This is a genomic window from Paenarthrobacter sp. RAF54_2 (assembly GCF_052113945.1).
Taxonomy (GTDB): Bacteria; Actinomycetota; Actinomycetes; order Actinomycetales; family Micrococcaceae; genus Arthrobacter.
On record NZ_JBFRDV010000001.1, the window covers coordinates 14,658 to 36,658 of the forward strand.

At 62.9% G+C, this 22,001-nt stretch carries 22 protein-coding genes; 14 read left to right on the forward strand and 8 right to left on the reverse strand.

Translation table 11 applies throughout. The features are described from left to right. Positions 1 to 295: 295 nt before the first annotated feature. From AB4Y87_RS00090 to bioB, 7 genes are read right to left on the reverse strand one after another with little or no spacing between them, the layout of a single operon-like run. Positions 296 to 796 (reverse strand): very short patch repair endonuclease, encoded by a 501-nt coding sequence (locus tag AB4Y87_RS00090; protein ID WP_442002463.1) that lies wholly within the window; start codon positions 794 to 796, stop codon positions 296 to 298. Between the two features lie 27 nt (positions 797 to 823). Further along, positions 824 to 1,966, reverse strand: a complete 1,143-nt coding sequence (locus AB4Y87_RS00095; protein WP_442002464.1) for a cytochrome P450 — start codon at positions 1,964 to 1,966, stop codon at positions 824 to 826. Next, positions 1,963 to 2,646 (reverse strand): dethiobiotin synthase, encoded by a 684-nt coding sequence (gene bioD / locus AB4Y87_RS00100; RefSeq protein WP_442002465.1) that lies wholly within the window; start codon positions 2,644 to 2,646, stop codon positions 1,963 to 1,965. The genes AB4Y87_RS00095 and bioD overlap by 4 nt, the downstream gene beginning before the upstream one ends. After that, positions 2,643 to 3,824 (reverse strand): 8-amino-7-oxononanoate synthase, encoded by a 1,182-nt coding sequence (locus AB4Y87_RS00105; protein ID WP_442002700.1) that lies wholly within the window; start codon positions 3,822 to 3,824, stop codon positions 2,643 to 2,645. Before AB4Y87_RS00105 ends, bioD begins: the two co-directional genes overlap by 4 nt. 8 nt (positions 3,825 to 3,832) lie before the next feature. Beyond that, positions 3,833 to 5,161 carry an adenosylmethionine--8-amino-7-oxononanoate transaminase gene (gene bioA, locus AB4Y87_RS00110; RefSeq protein ID WP_442002466.1) on the reverse strand — a complete coding sequence of 443 codons (1,329 nt, stop codon included), beginning with the start codon at positions 5,159 to 5,161 and terminating at the stop codon, positions 3,833 to 3,835. Next, positions 5,158 to 5,388, reverse strand: coding sequence for a biotin synthase auxiliary protein BsaP (bsaP, locus tag AB4Y87_RS00115; RefSeq protein ID WP_442002467.1), 231 nt, complete (start codon positions 5,386 to 5,388; stop codon positions 5,158 to 5,160). The genes bioA and bsaP overlap by 4 nt, the downstream gene beginning before the upstream one ends. Beyond that, positions 5,385 to 6,410 (reverse strand): biotin synthase BioB, encoded by a 1,026-nt coding sequence (gene bioB, locus AB4Y87_RS00120; protein ID WP_442002468.1) that lies wholly within the window; start codon positions 6,408 to 6,410, stop codon positions 5,385 to 5,387. The genes bsaP and bioB overlap by 4 nt, the downstream gene beginning before the upstream one ends. A 208-nt stretch (positions 6,411 to 6,618) precedes the next feature. Here bioB and AB4Y87_RS00125 point away from each other — a divergent pair, with 208 nt between their 5' ends. Both AB4Y87_RS00125 and AB4Y87_RS00130 read left to right on the forward strand, forming a co-directional pair. Then, positions 6,619 to 8,295: a purine-cytosine permease family protein gene (locus AB4Y87_RS00125; RefSeq protein ID WP_442002469.1), complete on the forward strand. Its 1,677-nt coding sequence runs from the start codon at positions 6,619 to 6,621 to the stop codon at positions 8,293 to 8,295. Positions 8,296 to 8,538: 243 nt separating this feature from the next. Beyond that, positions 8,539 to 9,462, forward strand: a complete 924-nt coding sequence (locus AB4Y87_RS00130; protein ID WP_442002701.1) for an SDR family oxidoreductase — start codon at positions 8,539 to 8,541, stop codon at positions 9,460 to 9,462. Positions 9,463 to 9,508: 46 nt separating this feature from the next. Here the strand turns inward: AB4Y87_RS00130 and AB4Y87_RS00135 are convergent, their stop codons facing one another. Beyond that, complete coding sequence (locus tag AB4Y87_RS00135; protein ID WP_442002470.1) at positions 9,509 to 10,684, reverse strand: zinc-dependent alcohol dehydrogenase; 1,176 nt, start codon at positions 10,682 to 10,684, stop codon at positions 9,509 to 9,511. A gap of 135 nt (positions 10,685 to 10,819) precedes the next feature. Between AB4Y87_RS00135 and AB4Y87_RS00140 the strand changes: the two genes are divergently transcribed. The 12 genes from AB4Y87_RS00140 to AB4Y87_RS00195 all read left to right on the forward strand — a co-directional run bounded on the left by AB4Y87_RS00140 (position 10,820) and on the right by AB4Y87_RS00195 (position 21,984). Continuing rightward, on the forward strand, positions 10,820 to 11,041 hold the full coding sequence (locus tag AB4Y87_RS00140; RefSeq protein ID WP_442002471.1) for a hypothetical protein: 222 nt from the start codon (positions 10,820 to 10,822) through the stop codon (positions 11,039 to 11,041). Between the two features lie 235 nt (positions 11,042 to 11,276). Continuing rightward, on the forward strand, positions 11,277 to 11,810 hold the full coding sequence (locus AB4Y87_RS00145) for a hypothetical protein (protein ID WP_442002472.1): 534 nt from the start codon (positions 11,277 to 11,279) through the stop codon (positions 11,808 to 11,810). A gap of 69 nt (positions 11,811 to 11,879) precedes the next feature. Further along, on the forward strand, positions 11,880 to 12,470 hold the full coding sequence (locus AB4Y87_RS00150; RefSeq protein WP_442002473.1) for an SIS domain-containing protein: 591 nt from the start codon (positions 11,880 to 11,882) through the stop codon (positions 12,468 to 12,470). 89 nt (positions 12,471 to 12,559) lie between these two features. Next, positions 12,560 to 13,630 carry an alkene reductase gene (locus tag AB4Y87_RS00155; protein WP_442002474.1) on the forward strand — a complete coding sequence of 357 codons (1,071 nt, stop codon included), beginning with the start codon at positions 12,560 to 12,562 and terminating at the stop codon, positions 13,628 to 13,630. Between the two features lie 175 nt (positions 13,631 to 13,805). Next, positions 13,806 to 14,504 (forward strand): GntR family transcriptional regulator, encoded by a 699-nt coding sequence (locus tag AB4Y87_RS00160; RefSeq protein ID WP_442002475.1) that lies wholly within the window; start codon positions 13,806 to 13,808, stop codon positions 14,502 to 14,504. Positions 14,505 to 14,684: 180 nt separating this feature from the next. Then, the gene (locus AB4Y87_RS00165; protein ID WP_442002476.1) at positions 14,685 to 15,686 is read left to right on the forward strand and encodes a sugar phosphate isomerase/epimerase family protein; all 1,002 of its coding nucleotides are present in this window, start codon (positions 14,685 to 14,687) and stop codon (positions 15,684 to 15,686) included. Positions 15,687 to 15,689: 3 nt separating this feature from the next. Continuing rightward, the gene (gene dhaL, locus AB4Y87_RS00170) at positions 15,690 to 17,438 is read left to right on the forward strand and encodes a dihydroxyacetone kinase subunit DhaL (RefSeq protein ID WP_442002477.1); all 1,749 of its coding nucleotides are present in this window, start codon (positions 15,690 to 15,692) and stop codon (positions 17,436 to 17,438) included. A gap of 2 nt (positions 17,439 to 17,440) precedes the next feature. Then, positions 17,441 to 17,923, forward strand: a complete 483-nt coding sequence (locus AB4Y87_RS00175; protein ID WP_442002478.1) for a ribose-5-phosphate isomerase — start codon at positions 17,441 to 17,443, stop codon at positions 17,921 to 17,923. 2 nt (positions 17,924 to 17,925) lie between these two features. Next, positions 17,926 to 18,915 (forward strand): 3-hydroxyacyl-CoA dehydrogenase family protein, encoded by a 990-nt coding sequence (locus tag AB4Y87_RS00180; RefSeq protein WP_442002479.1) that lies wholly within the window; start codon positions 17,926 to 17,928, stop codon positions 18,913 to 18,915. A 21-nt stretch (positions 18,916 to 18,936) separates the two neighbouring features. Then, positions 18,937 to 19,704 carry an SDR family NAD(P)-dependent oxidoreductase gene (locus AB4Y87_RS00185; RefSeq protein WP_442002480.1) on the forward strand — a complete coding sequence of 256 codons (768 nt, stop codon included), beginning with the start codon at positions 18,937 to 18,939 and terminating at the stop codon, positions 19,702 to 19,704. Between the two features lie 157 nt (positions 19,705 to 19,861). Further along, positions 19,862 to 21,211 (forward strand): MFS transporter, encoded by a 1,350-nt coding sequence (locus AB4Y87_RS00190; protein WP_442002481.1) that lies wholly within the window; start codon positions 19,862 to 19,864, stop codon positions 21,209 to 21,211. Between the two features lie 2 nt (positions 21,212 to 21,213). Beyond that, the gene (locus AB4Y87_RS00195) at positions 21,214 to 21,984 is read left to right on the forward strand and encodes a triose-phosphate isomerase family protein (RefSeq protein ID WP_442002482.1); all 771 of its coding nucleotides are present in this window, start codon (positions 21,214 to 21,216) and stop codon (positions 21,982 to 21,984) included. Positions 21,985 to 22,001: the final 17 nt, after the last annotated feature.

Sequence of the window (22,001 nt, forward strand, 5' to 3'; positions counted from 1 at the left end):
CAACAGTAGGCTCCGGGGAACTCTGAGGGCGCCGGAAAAGCAAAGCTTGATCCAATCTTGAGCGGACTCAGAGGGAGTCTTGATCGAATCCACGGAAAGTATGTAAAGGAAATGGAGTAACCGCTGAATCGKGGGATCAAGGCGTGGGTAAAGGAATGGAAATCAGCATGAACGGTGGTGTTCGACCCTCGCTGGGTCTCATGGTCATCATCGTGTTGTGCCTGACGGTCCTGCTGGGTATTGGTGGAACGTCAGCGTATGCCTTGTGGGAGCAGGGCTCCCACGCTGGCAATGATCACTCAGACTCCGCTGGGACTTCTGGGACTGCCGGATCCGGGGCACCGTAGGGCGGACTGCCCTCCACATACCCCTCCAAGAACGCAGTCAGCCGTTCTTCGAGCACGGAGCTCTCCCGCAGCTCGCACTCCCAAACCGTTAACGTGTCCCAACCCGCAGCATGCAGTTGTTCCCTTTGAGCGAGGTCGCGTTCACGGGTGCGCATGCGTTTGGTCTCCCAGAACTCCGCATTGGCCGTGGGGGAGTTCAGGCCAACCTTGCAATCATGGAAGTGCCAGAAGCAGCCGTTGACGAAAATGACCTTACGACGGCTCGAGAACACCAAATCAGGCCGGCCCGGCAGCTTGCTCCCGCCAGCTTGACCATGCAGCCGGTAGCGGTACCCCTTGGCATGCAGGAGTTTCCGGACCAGCAACTCGGGCTTGGTGTTCTTGCCCCTGATCCTGGACATGTTTCGGCTGCGCTGCTCCGGCGTCAGCAAGTCCCGGCTCTCGCCCATAAAGTCCAGCCTACCCACCCAAACTCGCTACGGGTGGGCGACGCTGACCGTCCGGGGAGCCTGGAAGGACAGCAGCCGCAGCCATTCGGGGTTGGGGTCCTGGAGCCGGACCCCCTTCAGTGCCGCGGTAGTCTCCTGAACCACGACGACGGTCTCCAGCTCTGCGAGCTTGGCACCAAGGCAGCGATGGATTCCTGAGCCGAAGGCCAAGCCGTACGGTGTGGGTCTGTGATGGTCACGGCCTTCCCCGGCAGGTTCCCCGGTGCCTTCCCCGGCTGCCCACGGAAAGCCATGGTTCCCTGTCAGCTCCACCAGGATTTCTTCCCCTGCAAGGATTGGCTCGCCGTTAAGTTCGGTGTCGCGGGCAGCCACCCGGCGCCACGTAGGCACGGAAGATTCAGTGGCCAGCACATGCCGAACAATGTCCCGCGCCTTGGCGCCGGAGGAGGCCTCGTCCCAGGAAATTCCCCGGGAGCCCTCGGCAAGACGGAAGAGCGTGGTGCTGATGAGCTGCGTGGTGGTCTCCTGGCCGGCGATGAGCAGGAAGTAGCCCAAGGAACAGATCTCCGGGGTGCTGAGCCCGTGGTCTGCGAGTGCCCTGAACAGGTTTGGTTCCGGGGCGGCTACGGCTTCAAGCACCAGCTCCCGCAGCCACGCGTAGAAGTCCGCTGCAGTATGGGCCAGCTCGAGCTGCCGTGCGGGATCCGGCCATCCCCAGAACAGTTCAAGGGAGTCCAGGCTCCACGCCTTCAATTGGGGGAGGTCGCGGACGGGAAGGCCGAGCATCTCCAGCATGATGACTGCCGGCGGATACGCGGCCACTGCCTGCACCAGGTCAACGTTTCCTGCAGCGCCGAGGAGCTGGGCTGCGGCCGCGGCTGACTCCCTCGAGAGCTGCCGGATGCGTGGTTCCATGGCAGCAACCTTGGCGGGAGTGAAGAAGCCCGCAACCAGCTTGCGGGTGGCAGCATGCGATGGGGAGGCGTTGCTGGCCAGGACGGGTGGAAGGGCGAATCGTGCTTTCTGCAGGATGCGGAGGGCCTGACCACTCAGGGGCGTCACGGCCAAAAGTGCGTTGGCTGGGCTGAAGTCGCCAGGCCGATGAAGGACCTCGCGGACGGTATCCGGATCGCGCAGCACCTTGTAGGGGCATGTGGTGACGGTGCTCATGCCGGCACCCCGGCAAGCCAGGAGGCTGCCTGTTCGCGGAACACTTTGGGCTCCATTCCGGCGGCTTCGTGCTGGATGGCACCCAGCAGGGGGACAGGCCAGTCGGAGATGGTGGCACGGTTGCTTCGCTCCACTGCGCCGGGGACCGCGGGCCAGCTGCCAAGCACAACACCGAGCACCGGCAGGCCCCTCCGATCAAGGGCTTCGAGCGTCAGCGCCGTGTGGTTCAACGTGCCCAGCGACGGCCGCGCCACAACGGCGAAGCCAGCCGAATCGCCCAGGAGCGTTCCCAGGTCAGCCAATGTCCCGCCGTCGTGGTCCAACTCCACCAGCACTCCGCCGGCACCTTCCACAAGGACGTGGTCATGGGTGTTGGCCAGTGCGCGGATTCGCTGGGCATGCGAAGCAAGCTGCGGCAGCGCCACTTCGTCACAGGCAGCAGCGGGGACGGGGGCCAGCGGCTGTTCCAGGACGATGCCGGCCTCGGCCGTGAGCGGGCCGGCGAGCCGCACCACTTCCGCACAGTCCGAATCGCCGTCGACGTTGCCGCTTTGGCAGGGCTTGTAGACCGCTACCGAGCAGCCGCGCTGCTTAAGCGCTGCGGCGAGTGCCGCCGTCGTAATGGTCTTCCCGACGCCGGTATCAGTACCGGTCACCAGGATGATGCGGGGAAGTTTCATGAGGTTCGCTCCAGGATGTCGCGCAGCACTGAGCAGGCGTGGTCGAGGTCGGTGGGGGTCAGGTTTGCCCGGGCTGTGAGCCGCAGGCGGGAGACGCCGTCCGGCACTGAAGGTGGACGGAAACAGCCCACCTGGACGCCGGCAGCATACGCGGCGTGCCTCGCAGCCAAGGCCGCCTCCGCTGAAGGCATGGGGATGGATTGAACTGCTCCGGCAGAACGCTCGACGGCGGCTGAGCGTCCCAGCCTGGGCTGCAGTTGGGCGGCGAGAGCGGCTGCGTTGTGATGGACGGCCGCGGCGCGCCAGGGTTCCTGCTGGATGATTCCGACGGCGGCCAAGGCAGCAGCCGCCGCGGGTGGGGCCAACGCGGTGTCGAAAATGAAGCTCCGCGAACGGTTTACCAAGTGCTCTCGCAACAGGCTTGAACCAAGCACGGCCCCACCTTGGCTGCCCAAGGCTTTGGACAGGGTGGCCGTGCGGACGACGCCCGGATGGTCCGCCAGGCTGGTGCCAGCCACCGCGCCGCGCCCTTGAAACGGGCCGACGCCGGCAACGCCCAGGCTGTGGGCCTCGTCGATCAGCAATACGGCGTCGTGTTCCTGGGCGAGGTTGAACAGCTCTTGCAGTAGAGCAGCGTCGCCACCGACGCTGTAGATGGACTCAACAACCACCAAGGCCCGCGGCTGTGTCCGTCCTTCCAGGAGGCGTGCCGCGTCCGCAGCGTCATTGTGCTTGAATTCCCGCACTTCGGAGCGGCTCAGCCTAAAACCATCGATCAACGAGGCATGACAGTGCTCGTCCGCCACAATCAACGTTCCGGGACCACCCAAAGCCGTGGTGACACCCAGATTTGCGAGGTAGCCGGAGGAGAACACCAACGCAGCCTCCGCTCCCGTGAACAGGGCAAGGTGGTGCTCCAACTCAAGATGCAGTTCCGTGGTGCCGGTGACCAGCCGGGATGATGCAGCGCCAGTGCCCCAGCGCCTGATCGCGTCCGCGGCAGCCTCCGCCAGGCGCGGATCCGTAGACAGGCCCAGGTAATCGTTGCTGGCGAGGTCGATCATCAGGCGGTGTCCGTCTTCTTTGCCCGAGGCGGCCTGCGGGCCACGCACCGTCGGGTTCCGGACCAGCCCACGGCGCTCGCKGACCTCTGCCTGTTGCTCCAGCCAGGCGGTCATGGAGACGCTCATGCGCTGGCCCCCAACCTGTCTGCGGCCGCGGAGACTGCTGCCACCATGCCCGCAGTGATGGTCCTGATCTGGGACGTGGAGCTGATGTAGGGAGGCATCGTATAGACAAGGTTGCGGAAAGGACGGATCCACACTCCCTGGCTGATCGCAGCCCGGGTCACTGCAGCGACGTCCACCGCGTCCGCCAACTCAATGACGCCCACGGCGCCGATGGTGCGGACGTCCATCACGCCGTCGAGCCCCAACGCCGGGGCCAAGCCCTTTGCGAGACCTGCGCCTACGCGGTCAACGTCTGCGCGCCAACCGCCGTCCCGCACCAGTCCGAGGCTCGCATTGGCAACGGCGCAGGCAAGCGGGTTGGCCATGAACGTGGGGCCATGGAGCAGCGCAGCAGCACCACCGCTGGAGACCACCCGGGCCACCTCGCCTGTGCACAACGTTGCAGCCAGAGTCATGTACCCACCGGTGAGGGCCTTGCCGACGCACAGGATGTCCGGAACAACGCCAGCATGGTTAGCCGCGAACAACTCGCCGGTTCGGCCAAAGCCCGTGGCGATCTCGTCCAGGATGAGCAACAACCCGTGGGCGTCAGCCACCTCGCGGAGGATCCGCACGCACTCGGCCGGGTAGATGAACATCCCGCCGGCTCCCTGCAGGACAGGTTCCATGATGATGGCCGCGAGCTCATCGGAATGCTCACGGGCCAGCGCCTCAACAGACGATCGCCACTCACTGATGTCTGTTGGCGTGGCGGTCGCCGCGGCTGGGGGACGCGGCGCGAACACGTTGCGCGCCAGCAAACCAGGGAACGCGGAGTGCATACCGTCAACGGGATCACAAACGCCCATCGCCGCGAACGTATCGCCGTGATAGCCACCGCGGATCGTCAGGAAACGCTGTCGTCGTGGACGTCCGGAAGCCGTCTGGAACTGCACCGCCAGCTTCAGCGCCACCTCCACCGAAATGGAACCGGAATCAGCCAGGAACACGCGCTCCAGCTGGCGGCCAGGCTCGGCGGGGGCCAAAGCCAACAGGTTCTCCGCAAGATCCACGGCAGGCTGATGCGTCAATCCGCCGAACATCACATGGCTGAAGGACCCCAGCTGACGCTGAACCGCGGCGTCCAGCACAGGATGGCGATACCCATGGATCACCGACCACCACGACGACATCGCATCCAGCACCTCATGCGTGCGGCCGTCCTCGTCCCGAAGCCGCAGCGCCACGCCGTCGGCCGCTTTAACTTCCCAGAGCGGCAGCCTCCCGGACGCCGGAGCGTAAGGATGCCACAGGCTCGCCCGGTCCCGCTCGATCAGCGAACTCATCGGGACACCCGCCCATGTCGCGAGCACTCCGCCGACCACCCCAGCGGAGTCACCTGAACCTTCATCCGGCGGCGGCACTGCGCGCAGTACCGGGGCGGCTCCATCGCCAACCGTTGATGGCAGCCCTGGTGGGGGTCCGACGTCGGGCGCTCGCCTTTGGTGCCACCGGCAACCGAGCCGCCGCAGTGCCCGCAGTATTGCGCCGTCACGGCGTCCACCGCGGTCATAGCGACTTCTGGAGTTCCTTGATGGGCATGTTGAGCTCCACCAGGAGGTTGAGGTCGGCGGTGGCGGGGCGGCCCAGGGTGGTGAGGTAGTTGCCGACGATCACGGCGTTGATGCCGCCGAGCAGGCCTTCGCGGGTGCCGAGGTCGCCTAGGGTCAGTTCGCGGCCGCCAGCGTAGCGGAGCACTGTCCGTGGCATGGCGAGCCGGAAGCCGGCGATGGCGCGGAGGGCGTCCTTGCCGTCCATGATGCCTTGGTTTTCGAGCGGTGTTCCCGGGCGCGGATTGAGGAAGTTCAGCGGAACTTCGTGCGGTTCCAGTGCGGCCAGCTGCGCGGCGAGTTCAGCCCGCTGCTCCAGGGTTTCGCCCATGCCGATCAGGGCGCCGCAGCACAATTCCATGCCGGCGGCCTTCACCATATTGCAGGTGTCCAGCCGTTCCTCGTAGCTGTGCGTGGTGACGACTTCGGGGAAGTAGCTCCGGGCGGTTTCGAGGTTGTGGTTGTAGCGGTGGACGCCCCACTCGGCCAGCTGGTCAACCTGGCGCTGGGTCAACATCCCCAGGGAGCACGCGATGTTGATATCAACTTCCTCGTTGATGCGGTCGATCGCGAACTTGATCTGGTTCATGAGCTTGATGTCGGGACCACGCACAGCTGCGACGATGCAGAACTCAGTGGCACCGGTGGCGGCTGTTTCCTTGGCGGCCTTCACCAGCTCGGGGATATCCAGCCACACGCCTCGCACAGGGGAATCGAAAAGGCCAGACTGGCTGCAGAAGTGGCAATCTTCGGGGCAGCCGCCGGTCTTGATGGAAATGATGCCCTCAACCTCGACGTCCTCGCCGCAGTGCTTCAGCCGGACCTCGTGGGCGAGTTGCATGGCGGCCGGAATCGCTTCGTCAGGAAGTTGGAGGATCTCAACAAGCTGGGCTTCGTTGAGGCCTTCACCGCGTTCAAGGACCTGCTCACGTGCGATGTCCAGGATGGCGTAGGCAGTGGCCTCTTGGGTTGTTTGAGTCGTCATGAACTTGACGGTATCCGCGGGCGCGCATCGCGATTTTGTGGGGTACGCACAAAGGGGTGCTAGGGATTTTGGAGCGCCTTTATGGAGCCTGGGCGAGACGGCTGGTGCAGAAGTTACAGCTGTGAAACATCGTTGTGACTGATTTGACCCGCTGCGTGACTAGCGTCGTTGGCGAAGCACCGACCACGAATTTCGAAAGTGAGCACGGATGAGCGACGTTCTGACAGACACCCAAAGAGCTACGACGGCGGGGAACGCCGATGCGATGAGCGCGGCAAAGGAGAGCCTGGAAGATTACACGCTCCGGTTCGCCCCACGCTCTTACCGGAAGTGGAGCGCCGGTGTGGTGGCGACCAGTGCCCTTGGCGGGATCGCCTACCTGGCTGACTTCTCCATCGGGGCAAACATCGGCATCGCCTACGGCACCGTGAACGCCATTTTCGGCATCATCGTGGCCGCGGTGATCATCTTCGCCACCGGCTTTCCGCTGGCGTATTACGCCGCCCGCTATAACATCGATCTTGACCTCATCACCCGTGGGTCAGGCTTTGGCTACTACGGGTCAGTGGTCACAAACATCATTTTCGCCACCTTCACCTTTATCTTCTTTGCCCTCGAAGGCTCCATCATGGCCCAGGGCCTGCAATTGGGGCTCGGTGTCCCGCAGTGGCTTGGCTACGCTGTTTCCACGATCATCATCATTCCGCTGGTGATCTACGGGATGAAGACGCTGGCTACTTTGCAAGTCTGGACCACCCCTTTGTGGTTGCTGCTCATGGTGGTTCCCGTTGGCTATCTGCTGCTCTCACACCCGGACAGCATCGACGCCTTCTTCGCTTACACGGGCGCTTCGGGCGAGGGCGGCACTAATCTCGCCTCCGTGATGCTGGCCGCTGGAGTCTGCCTCTCGCTGATGGCCCAGATCGCAGAGCAGATCGATTACCTGCGCTTCATGCCACCCAAGACCGCGGAGAACAAGGGTGCTTGGTGGCGTGCCGTGATTCTCGCCGGACCGGGCTGGGTTATTTTTGGTGCCATCAAACAGGTTGTGGGAATGTTCATTGCCATCTACTTGATCGCCAGGCTCGATCCCGCCGCCTCCGTCCACGCCAACGAACCCGTCCACCAGTTCCTGGGCGTGTACCAGGAGATGATGCCGGCCTGGCTCGCGATGTCACTGGCCGTTGTGCTGGTGGTTATTTCGCAGATCAAAATCAACGTCACCAACGCCTATTCCGGCTCACTTGCCTGGACCAATTCGTTCACCCGCATCACCAAGACCTACCCCGGCCGGATGGTGTTCGTGGTGGTCAACCTGGTAATCGCGTTGATCCTCATGGAGTCGAACATGTTCGAGTTCCTCAACACGATCCTTGGGTTCTACGCGAACTGCGCCATGGCCTGGGTGGTCACTGTGGCGTCCGATATCGCCATCAACAAGTATCTCTTGAAGATCTCGCCTAAGGTTCCTGAGTTCCGTCGGGGCATGCTCTACGCCGTCAACCCGGTCGGGTTCGTGTCCATGCTGGTGTCCGCAGGCATCTCCATCGCGGTCTTCTTTGGGGCTTTCGGGGTTGGAGTCCAACCGTATTCGCCGATCTTCGCCGTCGGCCTGGCTTTGGTACTTCCGCCGGTCCTGGCTTTGGCGACGCGCGGTCGCTACTACCTGCGCCGCACAGACGACGGAATTGATCTGCCCATGTTCGACGCCGATGGAAACCCCAGCGACGAGAAGCTCCTCTGCCACGTCACCGGCCTTGAGTTCGAACGCCCGGACATGCTCCGCTCAGGCCAGGACGGACCCGACGGCGAACCCCGCTTCATCTCCTCCCTCGCCTTGTCTACGGACAAGTCGGGCGCCCTGGTGCTGCCAGCCCAGAAGTAGGCGCGCTTGACCCAACTGGGGGACAGCACATGTTCCTATGAGCCCTCATAGCGACGATTGCTGTCCCCTAGTTGGGCTGACGCTGCGCACGAATAGTCAGGATGCTTAGAATGAGGCATGGCACAGGACGAGCGCAACGAAGAGACAGGGCCGACCGAGGAATCTGAGCAGGCCGAGGGATCCGAGCGGGCCGGGCAATCTGAGCGGGCCGAGTCAACAACCGACCTCGACGAGGACATCGCGATGGCTTTGGAAAACCACGTCCTTAACCCCGCGGAGGATCCTGAAGATGCGTCGGATCCACGGACTATGTATCCGTCGGGGGAGTTCGAGCCGCAAACCCAGGACTATCCGGGCTGGACCGAGGCAATGATCCCGCGGCCGGACCACGGGGAGCATAGCTATGTGGGCCATCATCGCATGATGGGATTCCGGACCTTGATTACGGGCGGCGACAGCGGGATTGGGAAAGCCGTCGCCATTGCCTTCGCCCGCGAAGGTGCAGATGTGGCGTTCACGTATTTGCCGGAAGAGGAGCAGGACGCCGAATTGACCGTCCAGCTCATCGAGGCCGCGGGCAGCCGTGCCCTCGCGCTTCCAGGGGATCTGAGGGACGAGGATTTCTGTCAGGAAGTCATCGCCCAAACCCTCCAAGAATTCGATGGGCTGAACGTTCTGGTCAACAACGCAGGTTTCCAGATGACTACAAGCCAGGGAATCGAAGACCTCAGCAGCGAACAGTTCGACCGGACCTTTAAGAGCAACGTGTACGCTCTCTTCTGGCTTACGAAAGCAGCTTTGCCCCATTTGCACCCGGGGGCCTCGATCATCAACACCTCATCGATCCAGGGTTACCACCCGAGTCCCTCGCTGATTGATTACGCCGCCACCAAGGCCGCCATCAACAGCATGACGTTCTCGTTGGCAGAATCCCTGGGCCCCAAGGGAATCCGGGTCAATGCCGTAGCTCCCGGGCCGGTGTGGACGCCCTTGCAGCCACCAACACAGCCGGAGGAGAAGATCGTAAAGTTCGGTCAGGACACACCTCTCGGCCGGGCCGGTCAGCCTGCTGAACTTGCCGCCACGTATGTCCTGCTGGCAACAGACGAGTCCAGCTACATTTCCGGATCAGTCATTGGAGTGACCGGCGGAAAGCACCTCGCCTAAGCCGCCAGCCACCGGTTCCCTCCGGTCGAGAGGATCTTCCAAGAAGTCAGGGCTTGAGCACCACCTTGATGCAGCCGTCCTGCTTCTTCTGGAACTTTTCGTACAAGTCAGGTGCGTCGTCCAGACCACCCGTGTGGGTGACCAGATGCATGACTCCCAGCGGATCGGCGTCGTCCTCTACCAGGGGGAGCAGCTGGTCAGTCCAACTGCGGACGTTGCATTGCCCCATGCGGAGTTGGACTTGCTTGTCGAACATGGTCATCAGCGGCATGGGATCGGCCTGGCCGCCGTAAACGCCGCTGAGTGAAATAGTCCCGCCGCGCCGCACCAGATCCACTGCCGTGTGGAGGGCAGCAAGGCGGTCCACGCTCATGGTCTCCATGGCTACCTGTGCCGGCTTGTCAGGGAGCAGGGAAACCGCCCGGTGCAGGAATGAGGCCACCGGTGAACCATGGGCTTCCATACCCACTGCATCCACCACCGCGTCCGGGCCACGGCCGAGAGTCTCCTCGCGGATTGTGGCGGCTACGTCCGGGCTGTAGTCCATGGTCTCCACTCCGTGTGCTTCCGCCATTGCCCGGCGCTCAGGAACGGGATCCACACCAATGACGCGGAAACCCTTGTGGACGCCAATTCTGGAGGCGAACTGGCCCACGGGACCGAGTCCGAGCACTGCCAAGGTGCCGCCCTCGGGGACGTTGGCGTATTCGACGGCCTGCCATGCAGTGGGAAGGATGTCGGAGAGGAACAGGTAGCGCTCGTCGGGGAGGTCGGAATCTACTTTGATGGGTCCGTAGTCTCCGAAAGGCACGCGCAGGTACTGTGCCTGGCCGCCTGGGACGGAGCCATAGAGTTCTGAGTATCCAAAGAGTGCAGCCCCTGTGCCCTTGGCTTTGACTTGCGTGGTTTCGCACTGGGACTGAAGGCCTTGGTTGCACATGTAGCACCGGCCGCAGGAGATGTTGAAGGGCACGACTACCCGGTCGCCCTTCTGGAGCCGGTGGACCTCCGAGCCCACTTCTTCCACGATTCCCATGGGCTCGTGGCCGATGACGTCGCCCTTGTGCATGTAGGGGCCCAGGACTTCATAGAGGTGCAGGTCCGAGCCGCAAATGGCTGAAGATGTTATTCGGACAATGACGTCCGTTGGTTCCTGGATGGTGGGATCGGGGACATCAATGACGCTCAATGAGCGCCTTCCCTGCCACGTCACTGCTTTCACAATCGCTCTCCCTGCTTTGGGGGCTGGAGGTGTCCCGCGCTGCAGGAGACCATCCCAGCGAAGCAGAGTTGGCAGCGGCGCACAAGGTCTCCAGTAGCCTCGACAGCCCTTGATGCCCGGCCTACATTGATGGCTATGAGCGAAGAACCGAGCGAACCGGACCAAACACCTTCCGAAACCTCAGCGCCTACTGAAGCCTCAAAACCCGCGGTACCTGCCGACGTCGAGCATGAGGACAGCAGCCCCGGGACGGGTGACTTCACTACCGAAGTGGACCCAACCTTCATCCCTGATGAAAGCGGCGAGACGCCGGAGGAGAAACGCGCCAGGGAACATCCAGAGCCGACGGGTAGCTAAACGCGCTCCTAGGCGATCAAACAGCGGACGACGGCGGCCCTCCGGTGACTGCGTCGGTCACCTGCGCCTTCGATTTAGTAAGTAACCTGATAATTGGTGTTAAGCTGGTAGGAGATGTCCACGTGATCAGAAAGCGTTTGGAACGAACACGGGATGGGTACAACTTTGGGTACTAAGCACAGCATGGGCTAGGGACGGCGCCCAAACAAAGCCGTTCACGAGGGAGGCAATCCACATGGATACGGGGCAACTGGTATTGATCATCGTGTTGGCCGTCGTCGTAGTCGCAGCTGTGATCATTGCGGTGGTAGTTGGGCGCAAGAAGAAGGCCGAAGTCAATCGCCGTCGCGCAGGGGAATTGCGCGAGAAGGCAGACCAGGAAGCCGTCGGCGCACATCAGGCGAAGGCCCAGTCGGCACAAGCCGAGGCAGCGGCCGTTCAGGCAGAAGTCGAGGCCAACCGGCTTCGGCGCGAAGCGAACCGGCACGCGGAGAAGGCAGATGAAGCGAGCGGGCGCGTTGAAGAGCACCTGCGCCATGCCGACAAAGTGGACCCGGACGTCAGAACTGGCCGTGACCGGGAGAACGACACGGATCGTGGACGTGACCGTGACATGGATACGAGCGATGAACGGCTTACGCGGGATCGCTCGGCACGGGAAAGCGCCGTCAGGGAAGAGCCTTTACGAGAGCGTTCTACGCGGGAGGGCTCTACCCGGGACGATTCTGTGCGGGACGGTTCCAGGCGGGACGGAGATAGGAACGTGTAAGTTCCTACGGTGAATCGGAGGCAGGAAGTGAGCATCGTGGTAAGGCGACCGGGACAGGTGGTGCGCCCGATGGATTCAAGGCAGAACAGGCATGCAGTTGACGTCGTTCTTGGCCATTTGGGCGAGATCGGCCCAGCTGTAGCGGCCCTGCGCCGTGAATCGTCGCGGCTCGCTGAATGGGGAGAAGAACTGGCCCGAGTACGCCTCCGTGGCGGTAGCGTGTTTGCTGCCGGCAGCGATGGTTCTGCGCACGAAGCCCAGAGATTCACCTCCGAACTCGCGGCTCACGATGCCAAAAATGGTTCGCCCGGCGATGGCTCTGCCTTCAAGGCCTTATCTGTCAGCAATAGCGCCAACGACGGGGCCCGCGGAAGCCTCAGTGACCAGATCCGAGGCTCGGTTCGGCAGGGCGACATCGTGGTGCTGCTCGCTGCGAAGGGAATCACGGACGATCTCCGCGAGGCCGCTGCCGCTGCCAAAGCTGCCGGGGCACGGGTGTGGGCGTTGACAGGCAGGGAGTCCAAGGACCTTGCCCAGGCTGTCAACGAAGCCATTTGCATCGACACCGATCCGCCCCATGCCGAAGAAGCGCACCTCGTTGCCGTGCTGGCCCTTTGCGAGTGCTTCGATGATTCGATGAGGCTGCGGGGCCAGGGCTAAGCCATGTGATCTGCCACTCATCCGGAATAGTTGCATACGCTGCACAGTTGCCCAGAGTGAACCCCGATTCATTCTGAAAGGAACTGCGCATGCTGTTTTCCCCCTTGGCCCTTGGTGAGCTGGAACTTCCCAACCGACTGGTGATGGCGCCGCTGACCCGGCTGCGGGCTGGCGCTGATGGAATTCCGGGTTCACTGATCGCTGAGCACTACCGGCAACGCGCCTCCCTTGGGCTGATTGTCAGCGAGGGAACATACCCGACGCCGGCCGGTCAGTCGTACCCGGGCCAGCCTGGCTTGGTCACGGACGCGCAGATTGCAGGCTGGAAGACGGTCACCGATGCCGTTCACTCTGAAGGCGGACGTATTTTTGCCCAGATCATGCACGGCGGCCGCGTGTCCCATGCGGACATCACGGGCGGCCACGAAATCGTGGGCCCGAGTGCCCTTGCCATCGACGGCGATGTCCGCACTCCCAACGGCAAGCAGCCGTACCCGGTGCCGCGGGAACTCCGCACGGACGAGCTCCCGGGAGTCATCCAGGATATTGTCACGGCCTCAAAGAACGCCATTGAGGCAGGATTCGACGGCGTGGAACTCCACTCCGCCAACGGATACCTGCTGCATGAATTCCTTGCACCCAACTCGAACGTCCGCACCGATAGCTACGGTGGCTCCCCGGAGAACCGTGCGCGCTTTGTGATCGAGACCGTCAATGCCGTGGTTGAGGCACTGGGCGCCAACCGCGTGGGCATCCGGATCTCCCCTGAACACAATGTGCAGGGCATCGCCGAGACGGATGCCGCGGACGTTCGCGCTACCTATGAAGTGCTGGTGGAAACTATAGCGCCGCTCAACCTGGCGTACCTCAGCATCCTGCACCACAACCCGCAGGGCTCCCTGGTCCAGGATCTTCGCCAGCGCTTCAACGGCACGTTCCTGGTGAACACCGGTTTCAGCGAAATCACGACGCGCGATGAAGCCTTGGCAATCGTCGCCGATGGCCTCGCCGATGCCGTTGTGGTGGGCCGTCCGGCCATTGCCAACCCGGACCTCGCCCGCCGCTGGCGTGAAAGCCTCCCGCTCAACGAGCCCGATGCCTCCACCTTCTACGGCGAGGGCGCCGAGGGTTACACGGACTACCCGTTCTACGCGAACTAAAAGCGCACCACCCCAGGCAAAACCACGACGTCGGCACTCAGCGTAGTGCCGACGTCGTGGTTTAACGTGTGGCCACCCAAGTAAGTCGCAGTTGAGCGCGTTTTGCGTGCTCAGAACGCGCTCAACTGCGACCTAGTTGGGTAAGTCAGGTCCTGCTTCCTATAGGATTTGTGGCATGTCTGAACCTTCGCCGGCTCTTCCCCGCCCGGGCTTTCCCGTCAGCCGCCAGGTGTTGGCCGACCACGTTTATGAAGCCCTCCTCGAGTGGCTCATGGATGGTCGGCTCGAACCCGGGGCCGCCGTCAGCATCGACGGAATGGCGCGGGAACTGGACGTTTCTCCCACCCCGGTGCGTGAAGCGTTGGCGCGACTGGAGCATACGGGCATGGTGCGGCGCGTGGCGTTGAAGGGATATCGGGTAGCTCCCGTGTTCACACGCGAGGATTTCGCTGAACTCATGGAAGCCCGGCTTTCGATTGAGCCCGTGAATGCCCGCCTTGCGTGCGAGCGCATGACGTCGGAAGGCCTGGACGCCCTGAAGCAAGCGGTCGAGGATCTCAAGACTGCACCCCGGGGCGGCACGTTTGCTGAGTACCGCAGCTACCTTGAGGCTGACGAGCGCTTCCACCAATTGATCGCGGCGCAAGCCAGGAATCAGTTCCTGCTCGCCGCTTACAACACCTTGGGCGGGCAGATCCAGCGCTTCCGTTTGTTTGGGGGAGTCGGCATCACTGACGCGGAGCAGGCTATCGCCGAGCACCAAGCCGTCCTCGACGCGATGACGAGCGGGGACCCCGGGAAAGCGGCCGACGCAATGGTCAATCACGTGGAAAAGGTGCGGGGTCGGGCCATTGCTGACGCGCCGGAGGACTGAATACTGCTGCTTGATAAGGGCTCGTCGCTGGTGCGGCGGGCCTTTTTCATGCGCTGAGTGAGCCCCTTCACAGAAATATGTAAGACATATAGGATCTAGGAAGTTTCGCGAAAAGGGTTGACAGCTTTGCTTGGATCATAAATCCTATAGGAAACAGGATTCCACGAAGGAGTGATCATCATGGCGTATACCGCCGAGAATTGGCCCATCACCGCGGCCCTCCTGCAGTTCCCCGGGGCAGACGCTGCAGGACAACACGTGAACGACGCCGATGCTTCCGTTTGGGCTGCCGTCCTGCAGGAAGTGAAGGAGGCGGGCTTTGCCAACGCCGACCTCACGGACAGCTGGGTCCGTCCGGGCGATCTCAGCAACGAGCGCCTGACCGAGTTCAAGCAGACGGCAGACGAAGTGGGCATCGGAGTGCCGGTCATTTCCGCAATCCGCCGCAGCGTCATCCACCAGACGGACTGGGCCGACAACCTCGCCTACAGCCACCGCACCATCGACGCCGCTGCAGAGCTTGGTTGCGAGGTCGTGTCTTTTGGTCTTCACCAGGCCCTCACCCCGGAGCAGCAGAAGCAGTTGTGGTTCTGGACCGTGGAGGGATACAAGGACCCGGTAGGGGACAAGGAACTGTGGGGCAACGCCGTCTCCCGCCTTCGTGAACTCGGCAAGCATGCAGCAGAGGCCGGCATCCTCATCTCCCTGGAAATGTACGAGGACACCTACCTCGGGACTGCAGATTCATCCGTGCAGTTGGTTCAGGACATCGGTTTGGACAACGTCGGCCTCAACCCGGACCTCGGCAACCTCATCCGCCTTCACCGTCCCATCGAGGACTGGCGCGGGATGGTGGCCAAGACCCTGCCGTACTCCAACTATTGGCACATGAAGAATTACATCCGCGACGAAGATGTGGCCCGCGACAGCTACATCACCATGCCGGCACCCATGGAAAGCGGCCTGATCAACTACCGCGAGGCGTTCAAGTTCGCTCTCTCGGTCGGTTTCCAGGGCATCCTCTGCACCGAGCACTACGGTGGCGACGGCCTCAGCGTCACGGCCAGCAACCAGGAATACCTGCGCCGCCACGTCCTGCCCAAGACCGAGGGTTACACACTCGGCACGAGCCACGTAGCACAAGGACGCCAGGCACCGGTAAACCAGCTCGCAGGAGTCTAAGGAATGACACAGATTTTCGACAACCCGGCAGACTTTGCCGATGAAGCATTGGATGGCTTCGTTGCCGCCAACCGCGGCTATGTTGCCCGGGTGGATGGCGGCGTGGTCCGCTCCACCGAAGTACCTGCCGGTCAGGTGGCGTTGGTGGTCGGCGGCGGTTCCGGACACTACCCGGCCTTCGCCGGATTGGTCGGCCCCGGACTCGCAACGGGCTCGGCCTGCGGCAACATGTTCGCCTCCCCGGCAGCTGGCCAGGTGTACCGCGTGGCCAAAGCGGCCAATGCTGGAGGCGGAGTTCTGCTGAGCTACGGCAACTACGCTGGGGATGTCCTGCACTTCGGCCAGGCGCAGCTCCGCCTCAACGCCGAGGGCATCGAAACGCGCACTGTCACCGTCACGGACGACATCGCGAGCGCGCCGATCGATCAACTCGAGAAGCGCCGCGGCATTGCAGGCGACCTGACGGTCTTCAAGATTGCCGGCGCCGCCGCCGAAGCGGGACTGAACCTCGACGACGTCGAGCGTTTGGCCATCAAAACCAACTACCGCACTCGCTCCCTGGGCGTGGCCTTCGACGGCTGCACTCTTCCGGGTGCCAAGGATCCGCTGTTCCACGTTCCTGCCGGGCAGATGTCGCTGGGCCTCGGGATCCACGGTGAGCCTGGGATCTCCGAGCACCCGATGCCCACGGCGTCCGAGCTCGCCAAACTCCTGGTTTCCAAGCTGCTCGCGGACAAGCCCGACGACGCCGGGGACCGCGTGGTGGCGATCGTGAACGGCCTGGGCACGGTGAAGTATGACGAGCTCTTCCTGCTGTTCGGCAAGGTCGAGAAGCTGCTCACCGGCGCTGGTCTCACCGTTGTTGAACCGGAATGCGGCGAGCTGGTGACCAGTTTGGACATGTCCGGACTGTCCCTGACGCTGCTCTGGCTGGACGATGAACTCGAACAATATTGGGCCGCGCCCGCCGATACCCCCGCTTTCCGCAAGGGCAGCATGGCGCCCCGTGCAGCACGCGCCGAGGCACTGATCGTCGACGCCGAAACCGCCGAGGTCGAACAGCCCACCCCGGCGGCGGCGGAACTCGGGCGGCAGGCAGTGGCCATCCTCGCCCAGGTGCGTGACGTCGTCGTCGAACACGAAGACGAGCTCGGCAAGCTGGACGCTATCGCCGGCGACGGTGATCACGGAATCGGCATGCGTCGTGGCGTCGACGCTGCGGCCGCTGCAGGCGAAGCCGCATCGGGCTCATCGGTAGCGCGAATCCTCCTCGCGGCCGGCGAAGCATGGAGCGAACGTGCCGGCGGAACTTCGGGCGCATTGTGGGGCTCGGCGGTCATTGCGGCCGGGCAGTCGCTCGGGAACCGTGAAACGTACAGCTCCTCGGATGCCGGCGACGCCGTGAATGCCTTCGTCCTGGCCATCACCGAACTCGGCAAGGCCGAGCCCGGAGACAAGACCATGGTGGACGCCCTCCTGCCGTTCCGGGACGCGTTCCTGACCGAGCTCGACGGCGGTGCTCCGGTGGATCGGGCACTGGCAGCAGCTGCTGCGGCTGCTGAATTGGCTGCCGCGCAGACCGCTGAACTACGGCCGCTCAAGGGCCGGGCGCGCCCACTGGCCGAGAAGAGCCTCGGCCACCCGGATCCCGGCGCGGTCTCCTTTGGCCTGATCGCCACGAGGATCTCCCAACACATCGATTCACTACTGGCCAGCGCTGCTTCAGCGGCTCCGGCCGGAAACGGAGCCTGAGAATGAGCGATACACAAGGCTGGCGCATCGTCGTCGGCAATGACGAAGCTGGTGTGGAATACAAGCAAGCACTCCTGGCACTGTTGGAATCCGACCCGCGCGTTGCATCTGTAACCGATGTCGGAGTGGGTGCCAACGATTCCACGGCCTATCCCCACGTCGCCGTCGACGCCGCCCGCAAGGTAGCTGACGGTGACTTTGATCGAGCCCTCCTGATCTGCGGCACCGGGCTGGGCGTGGCCATTGCGGCCAACAAAGTCCCCGGAATCCGTGCGGTTACGGCCCACGAYAGCTACTCGGTGGAACGGTCCGTGCTGAGCAACAACGCGCAGGTCCTCACGCTCGGGCAACGGGTGATTGGCTTGGAACTGGCCAAGAAGCTGGTAGGGGAATGGCTCGGCCACCGCTTTGACCAAAATTCATCCTCCGCCGCCAAGGTGGACGCCATTTGCTCCTACGAGCCCGACTACACGAAGGCAGTTTGATCATGACCGTTCCTGAAGCAACCGAAGGCACCGCGGAAAGCGCAGCCCGGAAGATCGCCGTCGTAGGCTCTGGTTACATGGGCGGCGGCATCGCCCAGGTCCTGGCGCTCGGTGGGGCGCGCGTGGCTTTGGCCGATGTGTCTGCCGAGATCGCGCAGAAGAATTTCGACCGCCTGCTGGTCGAATCCGAACAGTTCATCGCCGATGGTCTGTTCCCGGCGGGATCCACTGAAATCCTCAAGCAGAACCTGTGGGCTGCGAAGGACATCGAGGAAGCCGTTGCTGATGCGGACTTCATCGAGGAATGCGTTCCCGAGGTCCTGGAAATCAAGCACCAGACCCTGGCCCGGATCAGCGCCGCGGCCAAGCCGGATGCCCTGATTGGCTCCAACACGTCCACGATTTCCATTGCCGCCCTGGCAGAAGCCGTGACCAACCCGGAGCGGTTCCTGGGCATTCACTTCTCCAACCCGTCGCCGTTTATCCCCGGCGTGGAGGTCATTCCGCACGCCGGCACTGCCGCCGCCTCGGTAGCCGCTTCCCGCGAGCTGGTTCACGCGGCCGGTAAGCAGACCGCCGTCGTGAAGGACGTTACGGGTTTTGTGCTCAATCGCCTGCAGTACGCGCTGTTCCACGAAGCTGCGCAACTGGTGGAGCAGGGCATCGCAACAGCGGACGACGTCGACACCCTGGTGCGCACGACGTTCGGCTTCCGCTTGCCGTTCTTTGGTCCCTTCGCGATCGCGGACATGGCCGGTTTGGACGTCTACAACTTCTGCTACAAGTCCCTGCAGACCGGCTTCCCGGAGCGGTTTGCAACGCCGAAGATCCTGTCGGACCTCGTGGAGGCAGGCAAGCTCGGCACCAAGACCGGTGCCGGTTTCCTCAACGTCCCGGCCGAGCGCACGCCGGAACTCATCGCGTATCGGAACAAGGCCTACGTCGCCATGCAAAAGCTCATTGAAGAGCTTGGCCCGGCACCCATCAACTAGTTCTTTTTTAGGAGATCCTTCATGAGCACTTTCCCAGCTGAACGTACCGCCATCGTCACCGGCGCCGTTTCCGAGCGCGGCATCGGCCGCGCAACAGTGAACTACTTGGCCGCCCAAGGCTGGAACATCGGCATCATCGATCTTGATGACGCCGCCTGCAAGGCTGCAGCGAAGGAAGTTGCTGCAGAATACGGGGTCCAGGCCCACGGAGTCGGCGCGAACGTCGCCAGCGAAACCGAAGTCCGGGCTGCGATCGATGAACTGGAAGCCGAGCTGCCGCAGATCGTCGCCTTGGCCAACGTTGCCGGCGTCAGCTCACCCATCGGCTACCTGGAACTCGAACCGGCCGAGTGGGACCGCGTGCTGAGCATCAACCTCAACGGTGTCCACTACGCCACACGTCGCGTGGCCGAATCCATGGTGAAGAACCGGATCGGCCGTATCGTGAACATCTCCTCGGTCTCTGCCCAGCGCGGTGGCGGAACGTTCTCCAAGACCCCCTACTCGGTTGCCAAAGCCGGTGTCATCGGCTTGACCCGTGCCACGGCCCGGGAACTGGGCGAATACGACATCACGGTCAACGCGATCTCACCGGGCCCCATCGATACCGACATCATGGGCGGCACGCTGAGCCAGGAACGCAAGGACGAACTGACCAAGGACCTCGTGGTGAACCGCGTGGGCTCCACCCGGGACATCGCCGCTGCCATCGCCTTCCTCATCAGCGAGGACTCCGGATACATCTCCGGCCAGACGCTGAATGTGGATGGCGGTCTGTACATGCACTAGGGGGCAGCCATGAAGGCCTGGACCCGAGAACGCAAGATCTACCTTGCCGTGGGCATCCTTGCCTGCGCAGTGGGCATGGTGCTCATTTTCTTCCCGCGCTGATGGCGCGCTGCGTTAGCCATCTCAACCCCAACTGATTGCTCAAAGAGGAGTTTCAATGTCCGTTGCCTCAACTTCCACCAAGGAGTTGCTGGATTCACCGATTCTGAAATCGGCCATATCCAAGGCTTCTCGGCGGCTGATGCCGATGCTTGTCATCCTGTACGTGGTGGCATTCCTTGACCGCACCAATGTGGGCTTCGCCGAAGCTGCCCTTGGGGTGGACAAAGGCATCACAGCAGGTGCTTATGCCCTGGGTGCCGGTATCTTCTTCATCGGCTATGCACTGTTCGAGATCCCCAGCAACCTGCTGCTTACCAAGTTCGGCGCCAAAGTCTGGCTTGCCCGCATCGCCATCACCTGGGGCATAGTGTCCGCGTGCTTCGCCTTCGTGCAAGGCGAGACCTCGTTCATCATCCTCCGCTTCCTGCTGGGTGTCACCGAGGCAGGACTCTTCCCAGGCGTCATCATGTTCCTCGCCGCCTGGTTCCCCAACAAAGTCCGCGTGAAGATGTTCGCCATCTTCTACCTGGCTCAGCCTCTCTCCCAGATGCTTGGGGCTCCGCTGTCCGGGTGGCTCATCAACATCGGCGACCAGGTTCCCGGGGTCGCCGGATGGCAGGTCATGTTCTTCGTTGAAGGTTCGCTGGCCATTGTGGCCGGCATCGCGTCCTTCTTCTTCCTCATCAACAGCCCACAGGATGCCAAGTTCCTGAGCAAAGAAGAGAAGCTTGCCCTGACAGATGTCATGGCACTGGAAGACACCGTCAAGGAAGAATCAGGTCCGCGCGGCGTCCTGGCTGCCATGCGCAACGGCCGTGTCTGGTACTTCACCGTCATCTACTTCTGCCTGCAGATCGCGGTCTACGGCGTCACGTTCTACTTGCCGCAGCAGGTGTCCCAGCTCACCGGCCAAAAGGTGGGGCTCGCCGTCGGACTCCTGGCCGCTATCCCGTGGTTCTTCGGGATCTTTGCCTGCTACTTCGTTGGCAAGGCGGCAAACACGGTTGCACGTCGCCGCCGCTGGGGCACAGCATTGTTCGTCTCCACAGGGCTCTGCATCTTCGGTTCCGCCTGGGCCGGCGCCAACCACCTTCCGGCGCTCGGCATCATCTTCATCAGCCTCGCGGTGTGCAGCTTCCTGTCCACCGGTCCCATCTGCTGGTCATATCCGACGGCGTTCCTCACCGGAACTGCTGCGGCTGCGGGTATCGGGCTGATCAACTCCCTGGGCAACCTCGGCGGTTTCGTCGCACCGATCCTTCGCACCACGGTCAACCAGGTCACAGCCTCGGACACGGGCACCATGGGTGTGTACGCTCTGGGTGTCCTGCCGTTCCTGGCCGCGGTGATGATGTTCGGCACCCGGGCCTTCACCAACAAGGCCGACGAGTTGCTGGACAAGTAACCGTGAGTAGTGCTGCCCTTACAGGCCCCTTGTTTATTGGGGTCAGTACCAAGATGTACATGGGTTATGCGCAGAGTTTGGCGTGGCTGGAGCAGTTGCTGGCAGAAGTGGACGCCCGTCCGGCCCTTGGGGCCGGGCGGGTGGTCCCGTTTGTGATCCCGTCATTCCCGGTGCTGCCCACAGCGTCCGCGATGATTCAGGGTTCGCCCTTGGTCCTCGGGGCCCAGAACTGTGGCTGGTCGGATGGGCCGTGGACTGGCGAAGTCTCACCGTCGATGCTGGCCGAACTTGGCGTCGGCCTGGTGGAGATCGGCCATGCCGAACGGCGTCGGTACTTTGCCGAAGACGATGCGATGGTAGCCCTGAAGCTTCGTGCCGCCGTCGACGCCGGCCTGACGCCATTGCTGTGCGTCGGGGAGTCCGTGCTCGCTGAACCTGAAGATGCCGCAGCTACCGTCTTTGGTCAGGTCAAGGCGGCCGTGTCCGGAGACTGGTCGGCTGCTTCCCACTTGGTGATCGCCTACGAACCCGTGTGGGCGATCGGCGCTGCACAGCCGGCGTCGGCTGCTTATGTTTCCCAGGTTGTAGCTGCACTGCGGGCATTGCTCGGTGCCCACGGATTGGCCGAGTTGCCCATCATCTACGGCGGCTCGGCCAAACCAGGTCTCTTGCCGCAGCTGCATGGTGTCTCCGGTCTCTTCCTGGGCCGCTTCGCGCACGAGGCCACAAACTTCGGCCGTGTGTTGGACGAAGCCCTCGCCCTCCCCATCTGACTGGCATTTGTGGTTGT